25 protein-coding genes are annotated in these 15850 nt (G+C 69.7%); all 25 read left to right on the top strand.

What is annotated here, in order from left to right; all coding sequences use genetic code 11:
- The first annotated feature begins 13 nt into the window (after positions 1-13).
- Positions 14-2113 (top strand): elongation factor G, encoded by a 2100-nt coding sequence (fusA, locus tag ACI79X_RS09135; protein WP_457025090.1) that lies wholly within the window; start codon positions 14-16, stop codon positions 2111-2113.
- Between the two features lie 92 nt (positions 2114-2205).
- Positions 2206-3399, top strand: coding sequence for an elongation factor Tu (gene tuf, locus ACI79X_RS09130; protein ID WP_457025089.1), 1194 nt, complete (start codon positions 2206-2208; stop codon positions 3397-3399).
- A gap of 168 nt (positions 3400-3567) precedes the next feature.
- Complete coding sequence (gene rpsJ / locus ACI79X_RS09125; protein ID WP_014742859.1) at positions 3568-3873, top strand: 30S ribosomal protein S10; 306 nt, start codon at positions 3568-3570, stop codon at positions 3871-3873.
- 16 nt (positions 3874-3889) lie between these two features.
- On the top strand, positions 3890-4555 hold the full coding sequence (gene rplC, locus ACI79X_RS09120) for a 50S ribosomal protein L3 (RefSeq protein WP_457025088.1): 666 nt from the start codon (positions 3890-3892) through the stop codon (positions 4553-4555).
- The gene (gene rplD / locus ACI79X_RS09115) at positions 4552-5361 is read left to right on the top strand and encodes a 50S ribosomal protein L4 (protein WP_457025087.1); all 810 of its coding nucleotides are present in this window, start codon (positions 4552-4554) and stop codon (positions 5359-5361) included. Before rplC ends, rplD begins: the two co-directional genes overlap by 4 nt.
- Complete coding sequence (gene rplW / locus ACI79X_RS09110; protein ID WP_456890277.1) at positions 5358-5660, top strand: 50S ribosomal protein L23; 303 nt, start codon at positions 5358-5360, stop codon at positions 5658-5660. Before rplD ends, rplW begins: the two co-directional genes overlap by 4 nt.
- Before the next feature lie 44 nt (positions 5661-5704).
- Complete coding sequence (gene rplB, locus ACI79X_RS09105; protein WP_073421345.1) at positions 5705-6538, top strand: 50S ribosomal protein L2; 834 nt, start codon at positions 5705-5707, stop codon at positions 6536-6538.
- 23 nt (positions 6539-6561) lie between these two features.
- Complete coding sequence (gene rpsS / locus ACI79X_RS09100) at positions 6562-6843, top strand: 30S ribosomal protein S19 (RefSeq protein WP_089402109.1); 282 nt, start codon at positions 6562-6564, stop codon at positions 6841-6843.
- Positions 6844-6870: 27 nt separating this feature from the next.
- Positions 6871-7350: a 50S ribosomal protein L22 gene (gene rplV, locus ACI79X_RS09095; RefSeq protein WP_457025086.1), complete on the top strand. Its 480-nt coding sequence runs from the start codon at positions 6871-6873 to the stop codon at positions 7348-7350.
- Positions 7350-8261, top strand: a complete 912-nt coding sequence (gene rpsC / locus ACI79X_RS09090; protein ID WP_457025085.1) for a 30S ribosomal protein S3 — start codon at positions 7350-7352, stop codon at positions 8259-8261. Before rplV ends, rpsC begins: the two co-directional genes overlap by 1 nt.
- A 3-nt stretch (positions 8262-8264) precedes the next feature.
- Complete coding sequence (gene rplP / locus ACI79X_RS09085; protein WP_073421352.1) at positions 8265-8681, top strand: 50S ribosomal protein L16; 417 nt, start codon at positions 8265-8267, stop codon at positions 8679-8681.
- Positions 8681-8914, top strand: a complete 234-nt coding sequence (gene rpmC / locus ACI79X_RS09080; RefSeq protein ID WP_073421354.1) for a 50S ribosomal protein L29 — start codon at positions 8681-8683, stop codon at positions 8912-8914. Before rplP ends, rpmC begins: the two co-directional genes overlap by 1 nt.
- The gene (rpsQ, locus tag ACI79X_RS09075; protein WP_457025084.1) at positions 8911-9210 is read left to right on the top strand and encodes a 30S ribosomal protein S17; all 300 of its coding nucleotides are present in this window, start codon (positions 8911-8913) and stop codon (positions 9208-9210) included. Before rpmC ends, rpsQ begins: the two co-directional genes overlap by 4 nt.
- A gap of 222 nt (positions 9211-9432) precedes the next feature.
- Positions 9433-9801: a 50S ribosomal protein L14 gene (gene rplN, locus ACI79X_RS09070; RefSeq protein ID WP_073421359.1), complete on the top strand. Its 369-nt coding sequence runs from the start codon at positions 9433-9435 to the stop codon at positions 9799-9801.
- Between the two features lie 2 nt (positions 9802-9803).
- Positions 9804-10163, top strand: a complete 360-nt coding sequence (gene rplX / locus ACI79X_RS09065; RefSeq protein WP_457025083.1) for a 50S ribosomal protein L24 — start codon at positions 9804-9806, stop codon at positions 10161-10163.
- Positions 10164-10165: 2 nt separating this feature from the next.
- Positions 10166-10750 (top strand): 50S ribosomal protein L5, encoded by a 585-nt coding sequence (rplE, locus tag ACI79X_RS09060; RefSeq protein WP_457025082.1) that lies wholly within the window; start codon positions 10166-10168, stop codon positions 10748-10750.
- Between the two features lie 22 nt (positions 10751-10772).
- Positions 10773-10958, top strand: coding sequence for a type Z 30S ribosomal protein S14 (locus ACI79X_RS09055; protein ID WP_012950469.1), 186 nt, complete (start codon positions 10773-10775; stop codon positions 10956-10958).
- Positions 10959-11080: 122 nt separating this feature from the next.
- Positions 11081-11485 carry a 30S ribosomal protein S8 gene (gene rpsH, locus ACI79X_RS09050; protein WP_457025081.1) on the top strand — a complete coding sequence of 135 codons (405 nt, stop codon included), beginning with the start codon at positions 11081-11083 and terminating at the stop codon, positions 11483-11485.
- Between the two features lie 14 nt (positions 11486-11499).
- The gene (gene rplF / locus ACI79X_RS09045; RefSeq protein WP_457025080.1) at positions 11500-12039 is read left to right on the top strand and encodes a 50S ribosomal protein L6; all 540 of its coding nucleotides are present in this window, start codon (positions 11500-11502) and stop codon (positions 12037-12039) included.
- Entirely contained in the window at positions 12039-12446 is a 408-nt protein-coding gene (gene rplR, locus ACI79X_RS09040) for a 50S ribosomal protein L18 (RefSeq protein ID WP_457025079.1), read from the top strand. Before rplF ends, rplR begins: the two co-directional genes overlap by 1 nt.
- A gap of 40 nt (positions 12447-12486) precedes the next feature.
- Complete coding sequence (gene rpsE / locus ACI79X_RS09035) at positions 12487-13101, top strand: 30S ribosomal protein S5 (RefSeq protein WP_457025078.1); 615 nt, start codon at positions 12487-12489, stop codon at positions 13099-13101.
- A 1-nt stretch (position 13102) separates the two neighbouring features.
- Positions 13103-13282, top strand: a complete 180-nt coding sequence (rpmD, locus tag ACI79X_RS09030; protein WP_457025077.1) for a 50S ribosomal protein L30 — start codon at positions 13103-13105, stop codon at positions 13280-13282.
- Positions 13283-13295: 13 nt separating this feature from the next.
- Complete coding sequence (gene rplO, locus ACI79X_RS09025; RefSeq protein ID WP_457025076.1) at positions 13296-13739, top strand: 50S ribosomal protein L15; 444 nt, start codon at positions 13296-13298, stop codon at positions 13737-13739.
- 197 nt (positions 13740-13936) lie between these two features.
- Positions 13937-15247, top strand: a complete 1311-nt coding sequence (gene secY / locus ACI79X_RS09020; protein ID WP_457025075.1) for a preprotein translocase subunit SecY — start codon at positions 13937-13939, stop codon at positions 15245-15247.
- Positions 15247-15846, top strand: a complete 600-nt coding sequence (locus ACI79X_RS09015) for an adenylate kinase (RefSeq protein ID WP_457025074.1) — start codon at positions 15247-15249, stop codon at positions 15844-15846. Before secY ends, ACI79X_RS09015 begins: the two co-directional genes overlap by 1 nt.
- Positions 15847-15850 lie beyond the last annotated feature (4 nt).

Genomic DNA, 15850 nt, shown 5'->3' with positions numbered 1-15850 from the left:
AGAGGAGAGAGAGATGGCCAGCAACGAGGCCCAGCTCCGCAAGACCCGCAACATCGGGATCATGGCGCACATCGACGCCGGCAAGACCACGACGACCGAGCGCATCCTCTTCTACACCGGTATCAACTACAAGATCGGTGAGGTCCACGACGGCGCGGCCACGATGGACTGGATGGAGCAGGAGCAGGAGCGCGGCATCACCATCACGTCCGCCGCGACCAAGTGCACCTGGAACGACCACGACATCAACATCATCGACACCCCGGGGCACGTCGACTTCACCGTCGAGGTGGAGCGGTCCCTGCGCGTGCTCGACGGTGCCGTGGCCGTCTACGACGGTGTCGCCGGCGTGGAGCCGCAGACCGAGCAGGTCTGGCGGCAGGCGGAGAAGTACGGCGTCCCGCGCATGTGCTTCGTCAACAAGCTCGACCGCACCGGGGCGAACTTCTTCCGCTGCGTCGACATGATGGTCGAGCGGCTGGGTGCCAACCCGGCCGTGCTGCAGCTGCCGATCGGTGCCGAGGCCGACTTCATCGGCGTCGTCGACCTGGTGCAGATGCGCGCGCTCACCTGGCGCGGTGAGACCAAGATGGGCGAGGACTACGCCGTCGAGGAGATCCCCGCCGAGCTCGCCGACCAGGCCGCCGAGTACCGCGACAAGCTGCTCGAGACCATCGCCGAGACCGACGACGCGATCATGGAGTCCTACCTCGGTGGCGAGGAGATCTCCGTCGAGACGCTGAAGGCCGCCATCCGCAAGGCGACCATCAACGCGCAGATCAACCCCGTCCTCACCGGCACCGCGTTCAAGAACAAGGGCGTGCAGCCCCTGCTCGACGCGGTCGTGGACTACCTGCCCAGCCCGCTGGACATCGAGGCCATCGTCGGCACCGCCCTCGACGGCGAGACCGAGGTCCTGCGGCACGCCGACGAGGACGAGCCGTTCTCCGCGCTGGCCTTCAAGATCCAGACCGACCAGCACCTCGGCAAGCTGACCTACGTCCGGGTCTACTCCGGCCGGCTCAACTCCGGGTCCCCGGTGCTCAACAGCACCAAGGACCGCAAGGAGCGGATCGGCAAGATCTACCAGATGCACGCGAACAAGCGCGAGGAGCGCGAGGGCGTGGGTGCCGGTCAGATCGTCGCCGTCGTCGGCCTGAAGCAGACGACCACGGGTGACACCCTCTGCGACCCGCAGAACCCGGTGATCCTCGAGTCGATGACCTTCCCCGCGCCGGTCATCTCGGTCGCGATCGAGCCCAAGACCAAGGGCGACCAGGAGAAGCTCGGCACGGCCATCCAGAAGCTCGCCGAGGAGGACCCGACCTTCCAGGTCCGCCTCGACGACGAGACCGGCCAGACCGTCATCTCCGGCATGGGCGAGCTCCACCTGGAGATCCTCGTCGACCGCATGCGCCGCGAGTTCCGCGTCGAGGCGAACGTCGGCAAGCCGCAGGTCGCCTACCGCGAGACCATCCGCAAGGCGATCGAGAAGGTCGACTACACCCACAAGAAGCAGACGGGTGGGTCCGGCCAGTTCGCCAAGGTGCAGGTCAGCATCGAGCCGCTCGAGGTCTCCGGCGACGGCCCGACCTACGAGTTCGTCAACGCCGTCACCGGTGGTCGCATCCCGAAGGAGTACATCCCCTCGGTCGACCAGGGCATGCAGGACGCCATGCAGTACGGCATCCTCGCCGGCTACCCGATGGTCGGGGTCAAGGCGACCCTCGTCGACGGCCAGTACCACGAGGTCGACTCCTCGGAGATGGCCTTCAAGATCGCCGGCTCGATGGTCTTCAAGGAGGCCGCGCGCAAGGCCAGCCCGGCCCTGCTCGAGCCGATGATGGCCGTCGAGGTCGTCACGCCCGAGGACTACATGGGTGACGTCATCGGCGACCTGAACTCCCGGCGCGGGATGATCCAGGCGATGGAGGAGCGCTCCGGCGCCCGCGTCGTCCGGGCACTGGTCCCGCTCTCGGAGATGTTCGGCTACGTGGGCGACCTGCGCAGCCGCACCCAGGGGCGGGCGAGCTACACCATGGTGTTCGACTCGTACGCCGAGGTCCCGCAGAACGTGGCCAAGGAGATCATCGCCAAGGCCACCGGCGAGTGACCCGCCGGCCGGGGTAGGACCCCGGCCGGCACCCCCAGCAAGCCCACCCCCAGAGTTCGCGCACGACGCGAGACCACGAGGAGAGGAACCCAGTGGCCAAGGCCAAGTTCGAGCGGACCAAGCCGCACGTCAACATCGGCACCATCGGGCACATCGACCACGGCAAGACCACGCTGACCGCGGCGATCACCAAGGTGCTGCACGACAAGTACCCGGACCTCAACGAGGCGTCGGCCTTCGACCAGATCGACAAGGCGCCCGAGGAGAAGGCCCGCGGCATCACGATCTCGATCGCCCACGTCGAGTACCAGACGGAGAACCGTCACTACGCGCACGTCGACTGCCCCGGGCACGCCGACTACATCAAGAACATGATCACCGGTGCGGCGCAGATGGACGGCGCCATCCTGGTGGTCGCCGCGACCGACGGCCCGATGCCGCAGACCAAGGAGCACGTCCTCCTGGCCCGCCAGGTCGGCGTCCCCTACATCGTCGTGGCGCTGAACAAGGCCGACATGGTCGACGACGAGGAGATCCTCGAGCTCGTCGAGCTGGAGGTCCGTGAGCTGCTGTCCGAGTACGAGTTCCCGGGCGACGACGTCCCCGTGGTCCGCGTCTCCGCGCTGAAGGCCCTCGAGGGCGACGCCGAGTGGGGCGACAAGCTCATGGAGCTCATGAACGCCGTCGACACGGCGATCCCCGAGCCGCAGCGTGAGATCGACAAGCCGTTCCTCATGCCCGTCGAGGACGTCTTCACCATCACCGGCCGCGGCACCGTCGTGACCGGTCGCGTGGAGCGCGGCATCGTCAAGGTGTCGGAGACCGTCGAGATCGTCGGCATCCGCCCCACCTCGACCCAGACGACCGTCACCGGCGTCGAGATGTTCCGCAAGCTGCTCGACCAGGGCCAGGCCGGCGACAACGTGGGCCTGCTGCTGCGCGGCATCAAGCGCGAGGACGTGGAGCGCGGCCAGGTCGTCGTGAAGCCCGGCTCGATCACCCCGCACACCAACTTCGAGGGTTCGGTCTACATCCTCTCGAAGGACGAGGGTGGCCGTCACACGCCGTTCTTCAACAACTACCGTCCGCAGTTCTACTTCCGGACGACCGACGTCACCGGCGTCGTGACCCTGCCGGCCGGCACCGAGATGGTCATGCCGGGCGACAACACCGAGATGACGGTCGAGCTGATCCAGCCGATCGCCATGGAGGAGGGCCTGCGGTTCGCCATCCGTGAGGGTGGCCGTACCGTCGGCGCCGGTCGCGTCACCAAGATCATCAAGTAACACCTCCGACGGGCGGCGGCGCACCCCTGCGCCGCCGCCCGTCCCCGGGTGGGCGTGCTGCATGTGTGCACCGCCACCCTCCCCGCTGGGGCAGCGCCGGATGACGTCCGGACGCACCCGGCGTTCCCCAGCTAGCAGAACAGCGATCGGCAGGAGCGAGAGACAGCGATGGCGGGACAGAAGATCCGCATCAGGCTGAAGGCCTACGACCACGAGGCCATCGACGCCTCGGCGCGGCGCATCGTCGACACGGTGACCAAGACCGGTGCGCGCGTCGTCGGCCCGGTGCCGCTGCCGACGGAGAAGAACGTGTACTGCGTCATCCGCTCGCCGCACAAGTACAAGGACTCGCGCGAGCACTTCGAGATGCGCACGCACAAGCGGCTCATCGACATCCTCGACCCGACGCCGAAGACGGTCGACGCGCTCATGCGCATCGACCTGCCGGCCTCGGTCGACGTGAACATCCAGTAAGGGACCGAGACCAGTCATGGCGAGTACGTTCCGCGGGCTCCTCGGCACGAAGCTGGGGATGACCCAGGTCTTCGACGAGAACAACCGCATCGTGCCGGTGACCGTCGTCAAGGCGGGCCCGAACGTGGTGACGCAGGTGCGCACCCCCGAGGTGGACGGCTACACCGCCCTCCAGCTCGGCTACGGCGAGATCGACCCCCGCAAGGTGAACAAGCCCGAGGGCGGTCACTTCGCGAAGGCGGGCGTCACGCCCCGCCGCCACGTGGTGGAGCTCCGCACCGAGGACGCCGGTCAGTACACGGTCGGCCAGGAGCTGACCGCTGACGTCTTCGACGGCGTGGCCAAGGTGGACGTCATCGGCACCAGCAAGGGCAAGGGCACCGCCGGCGTCATGAAGCGCCACGGCTTCAAGGGCCTCGGGGCGGCGCACGGCACCCAGCGCAAGCACCGCTCGCCCGGCTCGATCGGTGGCGCCTCCACCCCCGGCCGGGTGTTCAAGGGCCTCAAGATGGCCGGCCGCATGGGCGCGGTCAAGACGACGACCCTGTCGCTCACGGTCCACGCGGTGGACGTCGAGCGCGGGCTGCTGCTGATCAAGGGTGCGATCCCGGGTCCGAAGGGCGGCCTCGTGCTCGTCCGTTCGGCCGTCAAGGGCGGCCCCGTGGGGAGTGACACCAAGTGACCCAGTCGACCGCGACCGCGGCCGCACGCGCCGACCGCCAGGTCGACGTCCGTACGCCGGCGGGTGACACCGCCGGCAGCGTGACGCTGCCCGGCGACCTGTTCGACGCCAATGCCAACGTCTCGCTGATGCACCAGGTCGTCGTGGCGCAGCTCGCGGCGGCCCGCCAGGGGACGCACGCGACCAAGACGCGTGGTGCCGTCAGCGGCGGTGGCGTGAAGCCCTACCGCCAGAAGGGCACCGGCCGCGCCCGTCAGGGCTCGATCCGCGCCCCGCAGTTCTCCGGCGGTGGCACCGTCCACGGCCCGCAGCCCCGCGACTACTCGCAGCGCACGCCCAAGAAGATGAAGGCCGCCGCGCTCCGCGGCGCCCTCTCCGACCGGGCGCGTGACGGCCGCGTGCACGTCGTCACCACCTTCGTCGACGGCGACGCGCCGAAGACCAAGGCGGCGCTGGCCACGCTCGAGGCCATCACCTCGGCCAAGCGGGTGCTCGTGGTCCTCGACCGCGACGACGTCCTCAACTGGGTGAGCCTGCGCAACGAGCCGCGGGTGCACCTCATCGAGGCCGGTCAGCTCAACACCTACGACGTGCTCGTGAGCGACGAGGTGGTCTTCACCGAGACCGCGCTCGCCGAGTTCGTGGCCGGCCCGCACGGCGGCAGCACCGGCGGCACCTCGCTGACCAAGCCGGACCTGACGACGCCGGACATCCCCGGCGCGATCCCGTCGATCCAGCCGGCCGAGGGCACCACCGACCTGGACCTCGCTGACGAGGCCACCGACACCACCGAGGAGAAGGCGTGAGCGTCCGCGACCCCCGGGACGTCCTGCTGTCGCCGGTCATCTCGGAGAAGAGCTACGGGCTGCTGGACGACAACCAGTACACGTTCGTGGTCCTGCCCGAGGCGAACAAGACCCAGATCAAGATCGCCGTCGAGCAGGTCTTCAACGTCAAGGTCCTGTCGGTGAACACGATCAACCGCCAGGGCAAGCGCAAGCGCAGCCGGGGCACCCGGATGGGCAAGCGCAAGGACACCAAGCGCGCCATCGTCTCGGTGGCCCCCGGCGACCGCATCGAGATCTTCGGTGGTCCCGGCGCCTGAGGGCCCGGACCGTTCGGACCAGAGACAGAGGAACTGAGTCAGCAATGGCTATCCGCAAGTACAAGCCGACGACGCCGGGCCGCCGCGGCTCCAGCGTCGCCGACTTCGCCGAGGTCACCCGCGACCATCCCGAGAAGTCGCTGGTCCGGCCGCTGCACGGCCGCGGTGGGCGCAACGTGCACGGGAAGGTCACCGCTCGCCACCAGGGCGGCGGGCACAAGCGCGCCTACCGCGTCATCGACTTCCGTCGGGCGGACAAGGACGGCGTGCCGGCGAAGGTCGCGCACATCGAGTACGACCCGAACCGCACGTCGCGCATCGCGCTGCTGCACTTCGCCGACGGCGAGAAGCGCTACATCATCGCGCCGGCCCGCCTGAAGCAGGGCGACACGGTGGAGTGCGGCCCCGCCGCCGACATCAAGCCCGGCAACAACCTGCCGCTGCGCAACATCCCGGTCGGCACGGTGGTCCACGCCATCGAGCTGCGCCCCGGTGGCGGCGCGAAGATCGCCCGCTCGGCCGGCACGAGCGTCCAGCTCGTCGCCCGTGAGGGCCGCTTCGCCCAGCTGCGGATGCCCTCGGGCGAGATCCGCAACGTCGACGTGCGCTGCCGCGCCACCGTCGGCGAGGTCGGCAACGCCGAGCAGTCGAACATCAACTGGGGCAAGGCCGGCCGCATGCGGTGGAAGGGCAAGCGCCCGACCGTCCGTGGTGTGGCGATGAACCCGGTCGACCACCCGCACGGTGGTGGTGAGGGCAAGACCTCCGGTGGTCGTCACCCCGTCAACCCGAAGGGCAAGCCCGAGGGCCGCACGCGCAAGCGCAAGGCCAGCGACGCCCTCATCGTGCGCCGCCGGCGTACCAACAAGAAGCGCTGAGCGGGTAGAGGAGTACGACAGACATGCCACGCAGCCTGAAGAAGGGCCCGTTCGTGGACGACCACCTGCTCAAGAAGGTGGACGCCCAGAACGAGAAGGGCACCAAGACGGTCATCCGGACCTGGTCGCGGCGCTCGACGATCATCCCGGACATGCTCGGCCACACCATCGCCGTGCACGACGGGCGCAAGCACGTGCCGGTCTTCGTGACCGAGGCCATGGTCGGGCACAAGCTCGGCGAGTTCGCCCCCACCCGGACCTTCCGGGGCCACGTCAAGGACGACCGCCGGTCCCGGCGGGGCTGACGCGGACCCGGGAGAGAGAGACACGAGATGACTTCCCAGCTGGGAGAGGAGACGCAGGTCGCCCGGGCCACCGCCCGGTTCGTCCGCGTCGCCCCTATGAAGGCACGCCGGGTGGTGGACCTCATCCGCTACCTGCCCACCGACGAGGCCCTGGCCCTGCTGCGGTTCGCCCCGCAGGCCGCCAGTGAGCCGGTGGCCAAGGTCGTCGCCAGCGCCGTCGCCAACGCCGAGCACAACCTGCGGCTCGACCCCGCCGCGCTCGTCGTCAGCGCCGCGTTCGTCGACGAGGGCCCCACGCTCAAGCGGATCCGTCCGCGTGCGCAGGGCCGGGCCTACCGCATCAACAAGCGGACGAGCCACATCACCGTCGAGGTGACCGAGGTCGGCTCCAGCGCCGAGCTCGCCGGCAAGTCCCGCACCGCGCGGCGCCGCACCGGCCAGTCCGGCCCGGCGACGCAGCAGCAGGGCACGCAGCAGCGCTCCAACACGAGGGGAGGGACCCGCTAGTGGGTCAGAAGGTCAACCCGCACGGGTTCCGCCTGGGCATCACCACCGACTACAAGTCCCGGTGGTACGCCGACAAGCTCTACAAGGACTACGTCAAGGAAGACGTGGCCATCCGCAAGCTCATGACCAAGGGCATGGAGCGCGCCGGCATCTCGAAGGTGGAGATCGAGCGCACCCGTGACCGGGTCCGCGTCGACATCCACACCGCCCGGCCGGGCATCGTCATCGGCCGCCGCGGCGCGGAGGCCGACCGCATCCGTGGCGAGCTGGAGAAGCTGACCGGCAAGCAGGTGCAGCTCAACATCCTCGAGGTCAAGAACCCCGAGGCCGACGCCCAGCTGGTGGCCCAGGCGGTCGCCGAGCAGCTGTCGAGCCGCGTGAGCTTCCGCCGCGCCATGCGCAAGGCCATGCAGTCGGCCCAGCGCAGCCCGCAGGTCAAGGGCATCCGCGTGCAGTGCTCGGGCCGTCTCGGGGGCACCGAGATGAGCCGGTCGGAGTTTTACCGCGAGGGCCGGGTGCCGCTGCACACGCTCCGCGCGAACATCGACTACGGCCTGTACGAGGCCCGCACCACCTTCGGCCGCATCGGCGTGAAGGTGTGGATCTACAAGGGCGACGTCAGCGGCTCGCGTGCCGAGCGGGAGGCCCTCGAGGCCCTCGCCGCGCGGCAGCAGCGCCGTGAGCGCCCGCAGCGTCCGCGCCGGTCGGGCTCCAGCGGCACCACCGCCGGTGGCACCGAGGCCGGCCGCGCCGCCGCGTCGGGCGACTCCACGACCGGCCCCGACACCGCCGACAGCACCGTGGCCGTGACCTCCGGCGAGGTCGCGCCCGAGCAGACCGTCGCCCAGGCCGCGGGTCCCGAGGGGACCGCCGCTGCCGAGTCGACGGCGACCGAGAACACGGAGGGCTGACACGTGCTGATCCCCCGGCGCGTCAAGCACCGCAAGCAGCACCACCCGGACCGCTCCGGCCGGGCCAAGGGCGGCACCGAGATCAACTTCGGTGAGTACGCCATCCAGGCCCTCGAGCCGGCGTACGTGACCAACCGGCAGATCGAGTCCGCCCGTATCGCCATGACGCGGCACATCCGCCGTGGCGGCAAGGTGTGGATCTCGATCTACCCGGACCGTCCGCTCACCAAGAAGCCCGCCGAGACCCGCATGGGTTCCGGTAAGGGTTCGCCCGAGTGGTGGGTCGCGAACGTCAAGCCGGGCCGGGTGCTCTTCGAGCTCTCCGGTGTGGCCGAGCCGGTCGCCCGCGAGGCCATGCGTCGCGCCATCCACAAGCTGCCCATGAAGTGCCGCTTCATCACGCGTGAAGGAGAGGTGTGATGGCCGCCGGCCTGACCGCCCCGGAGCTGCGCGAGCTGTCCGCCGACGAGCTCGCCACGCGGCTGCGTGAGCACAAGGAAGAGCTGTTCAACCTGAGGTTCCAGGTGGCCACCGGCCAGCTGGACAACAACCGGCGGCTGCAGACCGTCCGCCGCGACATCGCGCGGATCTACACGATCATGCGCGAGCGCGAGCTGGGTCTCTCGGCCGCCCCGAACGAGGGTGTGGCATGACCGAGCCCGAGAACTCCGCTGTCGCCAGCGGCCCCGGCCTGGCCGGCCGTGGCTACCGCAAGGTCCGCGAGGGCCTCGTGGTCAGCGACAAGATGGACAAGACCATCGTCGTCGAGGTCGAGGACCGCGTGAAGCACGGCCTCTACGGCAAGGTCCTCCGCCGTACGAGCAAGCTCAAGGCCCACGACGAGCAGGGGATCGCCGGCATCGGCGACCGCGTGCAGATCATGGAGACCCGGCCGCTGTCGGCCACCAAGCGGTGGCGGCTGGTCGAGGTCCTCGAGAAGGCCAAGTAGGACCCGTCCGGGTGCCACCGGCTCCTTGTGACCCACGCCCTCGGGGCGGGTCGCGGGACCGGGTACCCTGGACGACTGGCGCCCCTCCGGGTGAGCGCCACATCCCGGTACCCGTGTCGGACGCACCGGCGGCATCAGTCGCCGGTGCGTCCGCACGTGGGTGCCGGACAGCCGGTTCACCGTTCCGGCCCGGCTGTCACCACTGAGATTTGGGAGTAGGACGTGATCCAGCAGGAGTCGCGGCTCCGGGTCGCCGACAACACCGGTGCGAAGGAGATCCTCTGCATCCGGGTGCTCGGCGGGTCCGGGCGGCGCTACGCGGGCATCGGCGACGTGATCGTCGGCACCGTGAAGGACGCCATCCCCGGCGCCGGCGTGAAGAAGGGCGACGTCGTCAAGGCCGTCGTCGTCCGCACCGCCAAGGAGCGTCGTCGCCCCGACGGCTCCTACATCCGCTTCGACGAGAACGCCGCTGTGATCATCCGCGACAGCGGCGACCCGCGCGGCACCCGCATCTTCGGCCCCGTGGGCCGCGAGCTGCGCGACAAGCGCTTCATGCGGATTATCTCGCTCGCCCCGGAGGTGCTCTGACCATGGCTGCTCCCAAGAAGAACGACACCAAGAAGAAGGCGCCGTCCATGAAGGTCAAGAAGGGCGACACGGTCGTCGTCCTGGCCGGCAAGGACAAGGGCGCGCGCGGTCGCGTCATCGCCGCCTTCCCCCAGCTGCAGAAGGTCCTCGTCGAGGGCGTCGGCCGCGTCAAGAAGCACACCCGCATCAGCTCGAACCAGCGGGGCGCGCAGCAGGGCGGGATCGTCACCCAGGAGGCTCCCATCCACGTGAGCAACGTGATGGTGATCGACTCCGAGGGCAAGCCGACCCGGGTCGGCCACCGCAAGGACGAGGAAGGCCGCACCATCCGGGTGTCGCGGCGGACCGGTAAGGACCTGTGACGATGACTGCCCCCACCCGCGAGCTCCCGCGCCTGCTGGCGCACTACCGCGAGTCGATCGCGCCGGCCCTGCAGGACGAGTTCGGCTACGAGAACGTCATGCAGATCCCGCGGCTGACGAAGATCGTCGTCAACATGGGCGTCGGTGAGGCCACCCGCGACGCCAAGCTGATGGACGGCGCGGTCCGCGACCTCACCGCCATCACCGGCCAGCGTCCCGCCGTCGTCCGGGCCCGCAAGTCCATCGCGCAGTTCAAGCTGCGCGAGGGCATGCCCATCGGCGCCAAGGTCACCCTCCGCGGCGACCGCATGTGGGAGTTCCTCGACCGGCTCCTGGCGCTGGCCCTGCCCCGCATCCGCGACTTCCGCGGCCTGAACGCCAAGCAGTTCGACGGCCACGGCAACTACACCTTCGGGCTGACCGAGCAGTCGATGTTCCGCGAGATCGACGTCGACAAGATCGACCGGCCGCGCGGCATGGACATCACGCTGGTCACCACCGCGACGAACGACGAGGAGGGTCGCGAGCTGCTCCGCCTCCTGGGCTTCCCGTTCGCCGGCCAGCCCGTCGTCACCACCATCCGCTGAGCCGGGCCGAGGAGACAGACAGATGGCCAAGAAGGCGCTGATCAACAAGGCGGCCCGCAAGCCCAAGTTCGCGGTCCGCGGTTACACCCGCTGCCAGCGGTGCGGTCGCCCGCACTCGGTCTTCCGCAAGTTCGGCCTGTGCCGGATCTGCCTGCGGGAGATGGCGCACGCCGGCGAGCTGCCGGGCGTGAGCAAGTCCAGCTGGTAGTCCGCAGTCCCCGCCCCGCGCGCTGACCGCGCGGGGCGGGCCCCCAGCTCCACCGTTCGCCGAGAGGCCCACGCGAGGTACGCGTGAGGAACCGCGGCGAGAGAGGCACGACACCCATGACGATGACCGATCCGATCGCGGACATGCTCACGCGGCTGCGCAACGCGAACACGGCCTACCACGACTCGACGACCATGCCGTCGTCGAAGCTGAAGACGCACATCGCCGAGATCCTCCAGCAGGAGGGTTACATCGCCGGCTGGCGTGTCGACGACGTCGAGAAGGACGGCACCACCCGCAAGGAGCTGGTGATCGACCTCAAGTACGGCCCGAACCGCGAGCGCAGCATCGCCGGCGTCCGCCGGGTGTCCAAGCCGGGCCTGCGGGTCTACGCGAAGTCGAACGCGCTGCCGAAGGTGCTCGGCGGCCTCGGGGTGGCGATCATCTCCACCTCGACCGGGCTGCTGACCGACCGGCAGGCGAACAAGAAGGGCGTGGGCGGGGAAGTCCTCGCCTACGTCTGGTAAGAGGAGCGAGCGAGATGTCACGGATCGGACGACTGCCGATTCCGGTGCCCGGTGGTGTGGACGTCACCATCGACGGCCAGACGGTCAGCGTGAAGGGCCCCAAGGGCACCCTGGCCCACACCGTCGCCGCGCCGATCACCGTCGAGAAGAGCGAGGACGGCACCCTGGCGGTGGCCCGTCCCGACGACCAGCGTGAGAGCAAGGCCCTGCACGGCCTGTCCCGCACCCTGATCGCCAACATGATCACCGGCGTCACCGAGGGGTACAGCAAGACCCTCGAGATCGTCGGTGTCGGTTACCGCGTGCAGGCGCGGGGGAGCGACCTCGAGTTCGCCCTCGGCTACAGCCACCCGGTGCCCGTGCGGGCCCCGGAGGGCATCACCTTCACGGTCGAGTCGCCCACCCGCCTGCGGGTGGCCGGCATCGACAAGCAGCAGGTCGGCCAGGTGGCCGCCAACATCCGCAAGCTGCGCCGGCCGGACCCGTACAAGGGCAAGGGCGTCCGCTACCAGGGCGAGGTCGTCAAGCGCAAGGTCGGGAAGACGGGTAAGTGATGGCACAGACCGAGAAGGCCGCTCGGGTGCACACCCCGGTCGGCACCGACATCAGCACCCGGCGCCGCGTCTCGCGGCTGCGCCGCCACAACCGGCTCCGCAAGCGGGTCGGCGGCACGGCGGAGCGCCCGCGCCTGGTGGTCAACCGCAGCTCGCGGCACATCCACGTGCAGGTCGTCGACGACACCGTCGGCCGTACGCTGGTGAGCGCCTCCACGCTGGACGCCAGCCTGCGCGGTGCCGAGGGCGACAAGTCCGCCCTGGCCCGCCGGGTCGGTGCGCTGGTCGCCGAGCGCGCCCAGGCCGCCGGGATCACCAAGGTCGTCTTCGACCGGGGTGGCAACCGCTACCAGGGCCGCATCGCCGCGCTGGCCGACGGCGCGCGTGAGGGCGGGCTGGACTTCTGATGAGCGACACCGCGAACGAGCAGATCGAGAGGGACGTCTGATGCCAGGACCACAGCGACGCGGCGGCGGCGCCGGCGGCGGCAACGACCGCCGGGACCGTCGTGACGGCGGGCGGGGGCCCGGCGGCGCGCCTGCCGAGAAGAGCCAGTACATCGAGCGCGTGGTCGCCATCAACCGCGTGTCGAAGGTCGTCAAGGGCGGTCGGCGCTTCAGCTTCACCGCGCTGGTGATCGTCGGCGACGGCGACGGCACCGTGGGTGTCGGCTACGGCAAGGCCAAGGAGGTGCCCGCGGCGATCGCCAAGGGCGTCGAGGAGGCCAAGAAGCACTTCTACAAGGTGCCGCGCATCGCCAGCACCATCCCGCACCCGGTGCAGGGTGAGGCGGCGGCGGGCGTCGTGCTGCTCAAGCCGGCCAGCCCCGGTACCGGTGTCATCGCCGGTGGCCCGGTGCGTGCCGTGCTCGAGTGCGCCGGCATCCACGACGTGCTGTCGAAGAGCCTCGGCTCCTCGAACCCGATCAACATCGTGCACGCCACCATGCAGGCGCTGAAGGAGCTCGTGCGCCCCGAGGAGATCGCCGCCCGTCGCGGGCTGCCCCTCGAGGACGTCGCTCCGGCCGCCATGCTGCGGGCGCGTGCGGGTCAGGGGGTCTGACGTGGCTCAGCTGAAGGTCACCCAGGTCCGGTCGGCGATCGGCACGAAGCCCAACCAGCGGCAGACGCTGCGGTCCCTGGGCCTCAAGCGGATCAACGACCAGGTCGTCCAGGAGGACCGTCCCGAGATCCGCGGGATGGTCGCCACGGTGACGCACCTCGTCACCGTCGAAGAGATCTGAGCGGGAACCAGTCATGACTCTCAAGGTCCACCACCTGCGTCCGGCCCCGGGCGCCCACACCCCCAAGACGCGCGTCGGCCGTGGTGAGGGCTCCAAGGGCAAGACCGCCGGTCGCGGCACCAAGGGCACCGGGGCGCGCGGCAACACCTCCGCGCGCTTCGAGGGCGGCCAGACGCCGCTGCACATGCGGCTGCCCAAGATGTCCGGCTTCAAGAACCCGAACAAGGTCGTGTTCCAGGTCGTCAACCTCGACCGGATCGCCTCCCTGTTCCCGCAGGGCGGGCACGTCGACCCCGACACGCTCGCCGACGCCGGCGCGGTCCGTCGTGGCCACCCGGTGAAGGTCCTCGGCACCGGTGACCTGGGCGGCGCCCAGGTCACCGTGCACGCGCACGCCTTCTCCGCCTCGGCGGCCGAGAAGATCGCCGCGGCCGGGGGCAGCACCACCCGCATCTGAGCGATGGACGACCCCCGGGGCCGCACGACGAGCCCCGGGGGTCGTCTGCTGTTCGGGCCCCGTCCGGCGTGGACGGGCCCGCCCGGGTCGCTCCCGCGCCGGCCGTGAGGCCGCGCCGGGGCCACCCGGAGGGGGAGGCTGTGACCGGCACGACCCCCACCGTTGCTAACCTCGTCCGACCGAGAAGGGGAGGGCACGTGCTGCAGGCGTTCGCCGCGGCGTTCCGGACGCCAGACCTCCGGCGAAAGTTGCTGTTCTCCCTGGCGATCATCGCCGTCTACCGGCTCGGCGCGGCCGTCCCGGGTCCGGGCGTCTCCGTCGAGGCGATCAACAGCTGTCTCGAGCAGGCCCAGGCCTCCGACCAGCGCGACGTCTACTCGCTGGTGAACCTGTTCTCCGGCGGGGCGCTGCTCCGGCTGTCGATCTTCGCGCTCGGCATCATGCCGTACATCACCGCGAGCATCATCGTGCAGCTGCTGGTCGTGGTGATCCCGCGGTTCGAGCAGCTGAAGAAGGAAGGGCAGTCGGGTCAGGCCAAGCTGACCCAGTACACCCGCTACCTGACGATCGCCCTGGCGATCCTGCAGAGCACCGGCATCATCGCCCTGGCCCGCAGCGGCCAGCTGTTCCCCGGCTGCCAGCAGGAGATCATCCCGTCCCAGAGCATCTGGTCGACGGTCGTCCTGGTCATCACGCTGACCGCCGGCACCGCCGTGATCATGTGGCTGGGCGAGCTGCTGACCGAGAAGGGGATCGGCAACGGCATGTCCGTGCTGATCTTCACCTCGATCGCCGCGCGCATCCCGGCCGAGGGCGGCTCGATCCTGCAGACCCGCGGCGGCGTCGTCTTCGCCGTCGTCTGCGCCTTCGCGCTCCTCATCATCGGTGCCGTCGTCTACGTCGAACAGGCGCAACGGCGCATACCCGTGCAGTACGCCAAGCGGATGGTCGGGCGCCGGATGTACGGCGGCACGTCGACCTACCTGCCGCTGAAGGTCAACCAGGCCGGCGTCATCCCGGTCATCTTCGCGTCGTCGCTGCTCTACCTGCCCCAGCTGATCACCCAGCTGCAGGGGGACGAGACCGGTCCGGTGCGGCAGTTCTTCGAGAACTACGTCATCGACCAGAGCAGCCCGGTGCACGTCGCGCTGTACTTCGGCCTGATCGTGTTCTTCACGTACTTCTACGTGTCGATCACGTTCAACCCGGAGGAGCGGGCCGACGACATGAAGCGCTACGGCGGCTTCATCCCGGGCATCCGCCCGGGCCGGCCGACGGCGGAGTACCTGCAGTACGTGCTCTCCCGGATCACCCTGCCCGGGTCGATCTACCTGGGGATCGTCGCGGTGCTGCCCAACTTCTTCCTGTCGATCACGCAGCAGGGAGCCAACCAGAACTTCCCGTTCGGCGGGACCGCAGTGCTGATCATGGTGGGAGTGGGCTTGGAGACGGTGAAGCAGATCGAGACGCAGCTGAACCAGCGCAACTACGAAGGGTTCCTGAAGTAGTGCGCGTCGTGCTGCTCGGTCCTCCCGGAGCCGGCAAGGGGACCCAGGCGCAGATCATCGCGGGCCGGCTCGGCGTGCCGGCCATCTCGACCGGCGACATCTTCCGCGCCAACGTCAGCGGCCAGACCGAGCTCGGCCTCAAGGCCAAGGTCTACATGGACGCCGGTGACCTCGTCCCCGACGAGATCACGGTCGCGATGGTCAAGGACCGCCTGGCCGAGCCCGACGCCAAGGCAGGCTTCCTGCTCGACGGCTTCCCGCGCACCATCGCCCAGGCCGAGCAGCTGCGCAGCTCCCTCGAGGAGCTCGGGCACCACCTCGACCGCGTGCTCGAGCTCGTGGTCGAGGAGGACGAGCTGGTCCGCCGGCTGTCCGGCCGGCGCATGCTCGTCGACGGCGAGTGGGTGCAGCGCGACGACGACAAGCCGGAGACCGTGCGCCACCGGCTCGAGGTCTACCGGGAACAGACCGCGCCGCTGTCGGGGTTCTACGAGGGCGAGGGGCTGCTGTCGCGCATCGACGCGATCGGCTCCATCGAGGAGGTCACCGAGCGCGTGATGACCGCCCTCGGCACCCCGGGACGCCCGGGCGACAGCTGAGGGG

The sequence above is a fragment of the Geodermatophilus sp. SYSU D01119 genome, from assembly GCF_054049975.1.
Note: the sequence above shows the minus strand (reverse complement) of the source record. Positions and strands in the feature narration are given on the sequence as shown.

Bases quoted from the DNA above. Each gene is read 5' to 3' on its own strand.
- rpsS (WP_089402109.1), top strand. From the start codon at position 6,562: ATGCCACGCAGCCTGAAGAAGGGCCCGTTCGTGGACGACCACCTGCTC.
- fusA (WP_457025090.1), top strand. From the start codon at position 14: ATGGCCAGCAACGAGGCCCAGCTCCGCAAGACCCGCAACATCGGGATC.
- rpsE (WP_457025078.1), top strand. From the start codon at position 12,487: ATGCCAGGACCACAGCGACGCGGCGGCGGCGCCGGCGGCGGCAACGAC.
- rpsQ (WP_457025084.1), top strand. From the start codon at position 8,911: ATGACCGAGCCCGAGAACTCCGCTGTCGCCAGCGGCCCCGGCCTGGCC.
- rplX (WP_457025083.1), top strand. From the start codon at position 9,804: ATGGCTGCTCCCAAGAAGAACGACACCAAGAAGAAGGCGCCGTCCATG.
- rplE (WP_457025082.1), top strand. From the start codon at position 10,166: ATGACTGCCCCCACCCGCGAGCTCCCGCGCCTGCTGGCGCACTACCGC.
- ACI79X_RS09055 (WP_012950469.1), top strand. From the start codon at position 10,773: ATGGCCAAGAAGGCGCTGATCAACAAGGCGGCCCGCAAGCCCAAGTTC.
- rpmC (WP_073421354.1), top strand. From the start codon at position 8,681: ATGGCCGCCGGCCTGACCGCCCCGGAGCTGCGCGAGCTGTCCGCCGAC.
- rplF (WP_457025080.1), top strand. From the start codon at position 11,500: ATGTCACGGATCGGACGACTGCCGATTCCGGTGCCCGGTGGTGTGGAC.
- rpsH (WP_457025081.1), top strand. From the start codon at position 11,081: ATGACCGATCCGATCGCGGACATGCTCACGCGGCTGCGCAACGCGAAC.
- rplC (WP_457025088.1), top strand. From the start codon at position 3,890: ATGGCGAGTACGTTCCGCGGGCTCCTCGGCACGAAGCTGGGGATGACC.
- rplV (WP_457025086.1), top strand. From the start codon at position 6,871: ATGACTTCCCAGCTGGGAGAGGAGACGCAGGTCGCCCGGGCCACCGCC.
- rpsJ (WP_014742859.1), top strand. From the start codon at position 3,568: ATGGCGGGACAGAAGATCCGCATCAGGCTGAAGGCCTACGACCACGAG.
- rplR (WP_457025079.1), top strand. From the start codon at position 12,039: ATGGCACAGACCGAGAAGGCCGCTCGGGTGCACACCCCGGTCGGCACC.
- rplO (WP_457025076.1), top strand. From the start codon at position 13,296: ATGACTCTCAAGGTCCACCACCTGCGTCCGGCCCCGGGCGCCCACACC.
- rplB (WP_073421345.1), top strand. From the start codon at position 5,705: ATGGCTATCCGCAAGTACAAGCCGACGACGCCGGGCCGCCGCGGCTCC.